The sequence below is a fragment of the Streptomyces sp. 796.1 genome, from assembly GCF_047525675.1.
Lineage (GTDB): Bacteria > Actinomycetota > Actinomycetes > Streptomycetales > Streptomycetaceae > Streptomyces.
In genome coordinates this window covers 25,335-32,709 of the sequence record NZ_JBLIWA010000002.1, presented here as the reverse complement: position 1 = coordinate 32,709, position 7,375 = coordinate 25,335, and the positions used below count along the sequence as shown (strand labels likewise).

7 protein-coding genes are annotated in these 7,375 nt (G+C 72.2%); 2 read left to right on the top strand and 5 right to left on the bottom strand.

Annotated features, from left to right (window positions below; translation table 11 throughout):
* The first annotated feature begins 246 nt into the window (after positions 1–246).
* The gene (gene moaA, locus ACMA1D_RS01540) at positions 247–1,236 is read left to right on the top strand and encodes a GTP 3',8-cyclase MoaA (RefSeq protein ID WP_414722009.1); all 990 of its coding nucleotides are present in this window, start codon (positions 247–249) and stop codon (positions 1,234–1,236) included.
* Here moaA and ACMA1D_RS01535 read toward each other — a convergent pair.
* Both ACMA1D_RS01535 and ACMA1D_RS01530 read right to left on the bottom strand, forming a co-directional pair.
* Complete coding sequence (locus tag ACMA1D_RS01535; RefSeq protein ID WP_349996270.1) at positions 1,219–1,443, bottom strand: hypothetical protein; 225 nt, start codon at positions 1,441–1,443, stop codon at positions 1,219–1,221. The genes moaA and ACMA1D_RS01535 overlap by 18 nt on opposite strands.
* Before the next feature lie 211 nt (positions 1,444–1,654).
* A complete protein-coding gene (locus ACMA1D_RS01530) occupies positions 1,655–2,029 on the bottom strand; it encodes a DUF3099 domain-containing protein (RefSeq protein ID WP_414722008.1) in 375 nt (124 codons plus the stop codon).
* Positions 2,030–2,245: 216 nt separating this feature from the next.
* Between ACMA1D_RS01530 and ACMA1D_RS01525 the strand changes: the two genes are divergently transcribed.
* Positions 2,246–2,515, top strand: coding sequence for a GlsB/YeaQ/YmgE family stress response membrane protein (locus ACMA1D_RS01525; protein WP_349996273.1), 270 nt, complete (start codon positions 2,246–2,248; stop codon positions 2,513–2,515).
* Positions 2,516–2,728: 213 nt separating this feature from the next.
* Here the strand turns inward: ACMA1D_RS01525 and tyrS are convergent, their stop codons facing one another.
* From tyrS to ACMA1D_RS01510, 3 genes are all read right to left on the bottom strand, one after another.
* A complete protein-coding gene (tyrS, locus tag ACMA1D_RS01520) occupies positions 2,729–3,997 on the bottom strand; it encodes a tyrosine--tRNA ligase (RefSeq protein ID WP_414722007.1) in 1,269 nt (422 codons plus the stop codon).
* Positions 3,998–4,075: 78 nt separating this feature from the next.
* On the bottom strand, positions 4,076–5,500 hold the full coding sequence (locus ACMA1D_RS01515) for a metallopeptidase TldD-related protein (RefSeq protein WP_414722006.1): 1,425 nt from the start codon (positions 5,498–5,500) through the stop codon (positions 4,076–4,078).
* Entirely contained in the window at positions 5,497–7,020 is a 1,524-nt protein-coding gene (locus ACMA1D_RS01510) for a TldD/PmbA family protein (RefSeq protein WP_414722005.1), read from the bottom strand. The genes ACMA1D_RS01515 and ACMA1D_RS01510 overlap by 4 nt, the downstream gene beginning before the upstream one ends.
* Positions 7,021–7,375: the final 355 nt, after the last annotated feature.

Genomic DNA, 7,375 nt, shown 5'->3' with positions numbered 1-7,375 from the left:
CCCCCCCCCCCCCCCCCCCCCCCCCCCCCCGCCGTCCTTCAGCGGCCGGGGGCCGAACCCCGCCCCACCCCCCGTAGCTCCCCAAGGGAAGCCAAGCTGCGGCAGTGGGATGGCATAGCGCTGGCCATCTTTCCGTGGGGAATCCGAAGGATCGCGTACGCTGCGGGACACTTGGCGTAGGGATCTCCGGTCACAGGAGGCCCACTGGCAACGCCAGGATGCGCAATACGTGAGAAGGGTCGCCACATGCTGCTCGATACCTACGGTCGGACCGCCACCGACCTTCGGGTGTCCCTCACCGACCGCTGCAATCTCCGCTGCACCTACTGCATGCCGGAGGAGGGGCTGAGCTGGCTGGCCAAGCCCGACCTCCTCACCGACGACGAGATCGTCCGACTGGTCTCCATAGCCGTGACCGACCTCGGCGTCACCGAGGTCCGCTTCACCGGCGGCGAGCCGCTGCTCCGCCCCGGCCTGGTCTCCATCGTCGAACGCTGCGCCGCCCTCACCCCCCGCCCCCAGCTCTCCCTCACCACCAACGGCATCGGCCTCGGCCGGTGCGCCAGCGCGCTGCGCGACGCGGGCCTGGACCGGGTCAACGTCTCGCTGGACACGCTGCGCCCCGACGTCTTCCAGGCCATGGCCCGGCGCAAGCGCCACCAGGACGTGCTCGACGGGCTCGCCGCGGCCCAGGCCGCCGGGCTCGCGCCGGTCAAGGTCAATGCGGTGCTGATGCCGGGCCAGAACGACGACGAGGCCCCCGACCTGCTGGCCTGGGCCATCGAGCACCACTACGAACTGCGCTTCATCGAGCAGATGCCGCTGGATGCACAACACGGCTGGCGCCGCGAAGGCATGATCACCGCCGGCGACATCCTGGCCAGCCTGCGCACCCGCTTCGACCTCACGCCCGAGGACGCGGACGACCGCGGCTCAGCGCCGGCCGAGCGCTGGCTGGTGGACGGCGGCCCGGCGCGGGTGGGCGTCATCGCCTCCGTCACCCGGCCCTTCTGCCGGGCCTGCGACCGCACCCGGATCACCGCCGACGGTCAGGTGCGCACCTGTCTGTTCGCCCGCGAGGAGACCGACCTGCGCGCCGCACTGCGCTCCGGGACCAGCGACGCCGAGGTCGCCGAGCGGTGGCGGCTCGCCACGTGGGGCAAGAAGGCGGGCTCGGGCCTGGACGACCCGACCTTCCTCCAGCCGCAGCGGCCGATGTCAGCGATCGGAGGCTGACCACTCGTCGAGCGGCACGACGTCCTTCAGGAAGCCGCGGATGCCGAGGAAGTTGGCGAGGTACTCGCGGTGCTCGGGACAGGCCAGCCAGGTCTTGCGGCGCTCGGGGGTGTGCAGCTTCGGGTTGTTCCAGGCGAGCACCCAGATCGCGGCCTCGCGGCAACCTTTGGCTGAGCAGATGGCGTCTGTGGAGTCGGACGAGTTCACGACCCCGACCCTACGTGACGGCCGATGCCGCTCGACACGGGTCCAGACATGGCGACGCCGGGCAGCCACGGGGGGAGCCGCCCGGCGTCGGTCCGTCGCTCCGACGGGGGATGCGGAGCGCCTACGAAGTATGTCACGGGGGACCCGCCGCGGTGCAGCGGAACCGCACGATTGATCTGAGGTTTTCTTGAGGTAACCCTGCCGTCGCAGGTCAGCCCCGGTGCTCCCGCGTCTCGCCGGTCGCGGATGCGCCGTGGTCCTGTCCGGATTCCGGTTCGGCCGGCCGAGGAGCGTCCATCAGCGCCGGCCGGGAGGGCGCCGGAACGAAGGTCGACGGCAGCCGCGGGACGTTCTCCCGCCCCGCATTGGCGATCACCACCGAGAAGTACGGCAGCAGGATGCCCAACCCGAGGGCGACGAAGGCGACATGGCGCTCGACGTTCCACAGCACCGCGGCCAGCACGACCGAGAGGGTGCGCACCGACATGGAGATCACATAGCGCCGCTGTCTGCCCCGTACGTCATCGGCCAGCCCCTGCCTGGCCCCGGTGATCCGGAAGACTTCCGATCCGCTGCGCTTCCGCATCTCGCTCCATCACCCACCTGACGGGTCGACGTACCCGACTCCGAACACGCTCAACGGTACGCCCGGGCCGATGCGGGTACGAGACCGGGGCACGCCCCGGCCGGCCCATCCCACCCCGCCGTCCGGTGGAGGTCGCCCTCCGACATGCGGCGTAGGCCGTGCGGTCGGAGACTGAGGGGCGGGACGCGTACACCCGCGCCGCACTGAGGAGGCGACATGAGCTGGTTGTGGGCCATCATCGTGGGCCTGGTGCTCGGCCTGCTGGCCAAGGCCATTCTCCCCGGCAAGCAGAACATCCCGATCTGGTTGACGATCATCTTCGGCATCATCGGGTCCATCATCGGCAACAGCGTCGCGGCCGGGATCGGGGTCGACGACACCAAGGGCATCGACTGGATCCGTCACCTGCTCCAACTGGGTGGTGCGGTACTCGTCGTCGGAGTGGGCGATTCGCTCTGGGCCTCGGTCAAGGGCAAACGCCACTGAGAGACTGGCGAAACCGCAGGTCGCCGGCCCGGTCGTGGGAGCCACGGCCGGGCCGGCGATCGCAGCGAGGACCGGGCCCGCTACACGTGGCCACGGCCGGGCCCGCGCACGAGCGGCGCGGGCCTGCCGGGCCGGTCATCTGCCGGGGGACCGGCCCGGTGCGACGGCGCGCCGCGCCCGCGGCACCCCCGTCGCACCGCCGCGCCCGCCGCGTCAGTCGGCCGCGACCTCGATCGCGGCCAGGTTCTTCTTGCCGCGCCGCAGCACCAGCCAGCGCCCGTGCAACAGGTCCGCCTCGTCCAGCTCCGCGTCCTCGGAGGTGATCTTGACGTTGTTCACGTACGCGCCGCCCTCCTTGACCGTCCGCCGGGCGGCCGACTTGCTCGCGACCAGGCCCACCGCGGCGAACAGGTCCACCACCGGGGCCAGCGTCGTCATCCGCGCGTGCGGCAGCTCCCGCAGCGCGGCACTGAGCGTCGCCGGGTCGAGCCCGGTCAGATCGCCCTGGCCGAACAGCGCCCGGGAGGCGGCGATCACCGCGGCGCACTGGTCGGCGCCGTGCACCAGCGTCGTCAGCTCCTCGGCCAGCGCCCGCTGCGCCGCCCGCGCCTGGGGCCGCTCCTCGGTCAGCCGCTCCAGCTCCTCCAGCTCCTCCCGCCCCTTGAAGGACAGGATGCGGGCGTACCGGTTGACGTCCCGGTCGTCCACGTTGAGCCAGAACTGGTAGAAGGCGTACGGGGTGGTCATCTCCGCGTCCAGCCAGACCGCGCCGCCCTCGGTCTTGCCGAACTTGGTGCCGTCCGCCTTCGTCATCAGCGGCGTGGCCAGCGCGTGCACCGCCGCCTCCGGCTCCAGGCGGTGGATCAGGTCGATCCCGGCCGTGAGGTTGCCCCACTGGTCGCTGCCGCCCTGCTGGAGCGTGCAGCCGTGCCGGCGGTACAGCTCAAGGAAGTCCATGCCCTGGAGCAGCTGGTAGCTGAACTCGGTGTAGCTGATGCCCTGCTCGGATTCGAGGCGGCGGGCCACCGAGTCCTTGGTGAGCATCTTGTTGACCCGGAAGTGCTTGCCGATGTCGCGCAGGAACTCGATCGCGGACAGGCCGCCGGTCCAGTCCAGGTTGTTCACCAGCACGGCCGCGTTCTCGCCCGTGAAGGTCAGGAACGGCTCGATCTGGGCGCGCAGCCGCGTCACCCAGGCGGCGACCGTCGCCGGGTCGTTCAGCGTCCGCTCGGCGGTCGGCCGCGGGTCGCCGATCTGCCCGGTCGCCCCGCCCACCAGCGCCAGCGGCCGGTGCCCCGCCCGCTGCAACCGGCGCATCGTGAGCACCTGCACCAGATGGCCCACGTGCAGCGACGCCGCGGTCGGGTCGAAGCCGCAATAGAACGTGACGGGACCGTCCGCGAGGGCCTTGCGCAAAGCGTCCTCGTCCGTGGACTGGGCGAAGAGCCCACGCCACTTCAGGTCATCGACGATGTCCGTCACGGTTCTCGTATCTCCTTGGTGAACGTCAGGGAAGGCGCCGAGCCGGCCGCGGTGGGCCGGCTCGCCGTGCCCACGAGGTTATACGCCCTGGCTGACCGAGCTCATGTTGAAATCGGGGACCCGCAGCGCGGGCATCGCGGCCCGGGTGAACCAGTCGCCCCACTCGCGCGGCAGCGTGGGCTCGGTGCGCCCCACCTCGCTGGCGCGCGAGAGCAGGTCCACCGGCGACTCGTTGAACCGGAAGTTGTTCACCTCGCCGGTCACCTCGCCGCCCTCGACCAGATAGACCCCGTCCCGGGTCAGCCCGGTCAGCAGCAGCGTCGCCGGGTCCACCTCGCGGATGTACCACAAGCAGGTCAGCAGCAGCGCCGGCCCGTCGTGCCCGAGATCGGCCACCAGCTCGGTGAGCGACCTGGAGCCGCCCCCGTCCAAGATCAGGTTGTCCACCGCAGGCGCCACCGGCAGCCCCGTCAGCCGGGCGCCGTGCCGACTGGTCACCAGCCGCTCCAGCACCCCGTCCTTGATCCACTCCGTGGCGCCGAGCGGCAGCCCGTTGTCGAACACCGACGCATCGCCCCCGGAGCTGTGCGCGAGGACGAACGGCGCGCACTCAAGGCCCGCCTCCGCCGGGTCGCTGCGCAGCGTGAGCGGCAGCGCCGAGAGCCGGTCCCCGACCCGGGTGCCGCCCCCCGGCTTGCTGAAGACCGTGCGGCCCTCGCTCGCGTCCCGGCCCGACGAGGACCAGAGCTGGTAGATCAGCAGGTCGGCCACGGCCGTCGGCGGCAGCACCGTCTCGTACCGGCCGGCCGCCAGCTCCGTACGACGCTTCGCCCAGCCCAGCCGCTGGGCCAGCTCGGCGTCCAGGGCCAGCGGGTCCACATCGGTGAAGTCCCTGGTGGCGCGGCCGACCCAGGCCGAGCGCGGGGCCGCGGCGGCATCGGCGCCCGGCGCCTTGCCGTTCAGCTCCAGGGTGCCGGTGGGCTGGTCGTGCCGCAGCCGCAGCCCGGTCGAGCTGCCGAGGTAACTGGAGACCAGCGTGTGCGAGGCGAAGCCGTACAGCTCGCGGTCTGCCGCACGGGCCCGGCCGAACGCCTCGCCCAGCGCCGGTGCGAAGTCCGCGAACACCGCGGAGGAGGTCTCGGCCGGCGCCGCGGTGAAGTCCGCCGCCGGCGCACCGCCACCGACCAGCGGCCCCGCATCCTCGGCCGGGCCGGCCTCGCGGGCCGCCGCCTCCGCGGCGCGCACCAGCGGCTCCAGGTCGTCGGCGGTCACCGCGGACCGCGTCACCACGCCGGTCGCGGTGCCCTGGCCGCCGTCGACCGTGGCGATCACCGTGAGCGTACGGCCGCGGGTGACGCCGTTGGTGGTCAGCGCGTTGCGGGCCCAGCGCAGATTGGCGCTTGAGTGCTCGTCCGCGATTACCACGCAGCCGTCGGCGCGGGAGAGCTCAAGGGTGCGTTCGACGATCTCGTGCGGGGTGCTGCTGTGGGGAGTGGCGCTCATCGCCCGGCCTCCTGCGTGGTGTTCAGGATGTTCACATTGCGGAACAGCGCGGAGGGGCAGCCGTGCGAGACGGCGGCGACCTGGCCCGGCTGGGCCTTGCCGCAGTTGAACGCCCCGCCGAGGACGTACGTCTGCGGGCCGCCGACCGCGCTCATCGAGCCCCAGAAGTCGGTGGTGGTCGCCTGGTAGGCCACGTCACGGAGCTGACCGGCCAGCCGGCCGTTCTCGATCTTGAAGAAGCGCTGTCCCGTGAACTGGAAGTTGTACCGCTGCATGTCGATCGACCAGGACCGGTCACCCACCACGTAGATGCCGCGCTCCACGTCCCCGATCAGCTCGTCGGTGGAGGGCCCGTCCGGCGCCGGCTGGAGCGAGACGTTCGCCATCCGCTGCACCGGTACGTGACCGGGCGAGTCGGCGTACGCGCAGCCGTTGGAGCGCTCGAAGCCGGTCAGCGCGGCGATCCTGCGGTCGAGCTGGTAGCCGACCAGGGTGCCGCCCTTGACCAGGTCCCAGGACTGCGCGGCCACCCCCTCGTCGTCGAAGCCGATGGTGGCGAGCCCGTGCTCGGCGGTGCGGTCCCCGGTCACGTTCATGATCGGCGAGCCGTACGCCAGCGTGCCCAGTTGGTCGAAGGTGGCGAACGAGGTGCCCGCGTACGCCGCCTCGTACCCCAGCGCGCGGTCCAGCTCGGTGGCGTGGCCGATCGACTCGTGGATGGTCAGCCACAGGTTGGACGGGTCGACGACCAGGTCGTACGTGCCCGCTTCGACCGCGGGGGCGCGCATCTTCTCGGCCAGCAGGTCGGGAATGCCCGCGAGCTCCGCGTCCCAGTCCCAGCCGGTGCCCGTCAGGTACTCCCAGCCGCGGCCGACCGGCGGCGCCAGGGTGCGCATCGAGTCGAACTCGCCCGTCGCCGGGTCCACCGCCACCGCTGTCAGCGTCGGGTGCAGCCGCACCCGCTGCTGGGTGGTCACGGTGCCCGCGGTGTCCGCGTAGAACTTGTTCTCGTGCACCGTCAGCAGCGACGCGTCCGCGTGCGCCACGCCGTCGGCGGCCAGCAGCCGCTCGCTCCACTGCGCCAGCAGCCCGGTCTTGTCCGCGTCCGGCACGCTGAACGGGTCGATCTCGTACGCGGAGACCCAGGTCTGGTCCGCATGTACCGGCTCGGCCGCCAGCTCCACCGCGTCGCTGGCCCCGGCCGCCTTGCTGACCTGCGCGGACAGCTTGGCCATCGCCACCGCCTGGCCGGCCACCCGGGCCGCCGCGTCCATCGTCAGGTCCACGCCGGAGGCGAAGCCCCAGGCCCCGCCGTGCACCACGCGCACCGCGTACCCGAGCTCCGTGCTGTCGGAGGAGCCGGCCAGCTTGGCATCGCGCAACCGCCACGACGCGCTGCGCACCCGCTCGAAGCGGAAGTCCGCGTGCGCGGCGCCGAGCGCCCGGGCCCGGGCGAGCGCCGCATCGGCCAGCGCGCGCAACGGCAGTGCGAGGAAGGTCTCATCAATCTCGTGCGCCACGGGCGCCTCACCTTCTCCATGACTCGATTCGTGATCGCAGTGAATCACGCGGCCTCGCCGCCCCGGCACGGTTTTGGCGCAGCGCCCGACCGGGTGCTGCGGTGCGGCAGCCGGCCCGGTCCCGGCGCCCCTGCCACAACGTGCGGCCCACCCGCGGCGGGCCCCCGCCGGGCCACGTGGCCCGGCGATCACGGAGCGTGGTCGGCCCTGCTCGCGGCGGACCGGAGGCCGTCCGTACCGTCTTCTGTAGGGACCCCACAGCGCGCGCCGTACGCCCCTGTGGGAGGCGGCTTCCCCGTTGTGGCCTCAGGACCGATAGTTTTCGGGGTATCCAGACCGCTGATCGAAAGGGTGA

Coding starts and splice junctions, on each gene's coding strand:
- ACMA1D_RS01525 (WP_349996273.1), top strand. CDS start 2,246: ATGAGCTGGTTGTGGGCCATCATCGTGGGCCTGGTGCTCGGCCTGCTG.
- ACMA1D_RS01530 (WP_414722008.1), bottom strand. CDS start 2,029: ATGCGGAAGCGCAGCGGATCGGAAGTCTTCCGGATCACCGGGGCCAGG.
- ACMA1D_RS01515 (WP_414722006.1), bottom strand. CDS start 5,500: ATGAGCGCCACTCCCCACAGCAGCACCCCGCACGAGATCGTCGAACGC.
- moaA (WP_414722009.1), top strand. CDS start 247: ATGCTGCTCGATACCTACGGTCGGACCGCCACCGACCTTCGGGTGTCC.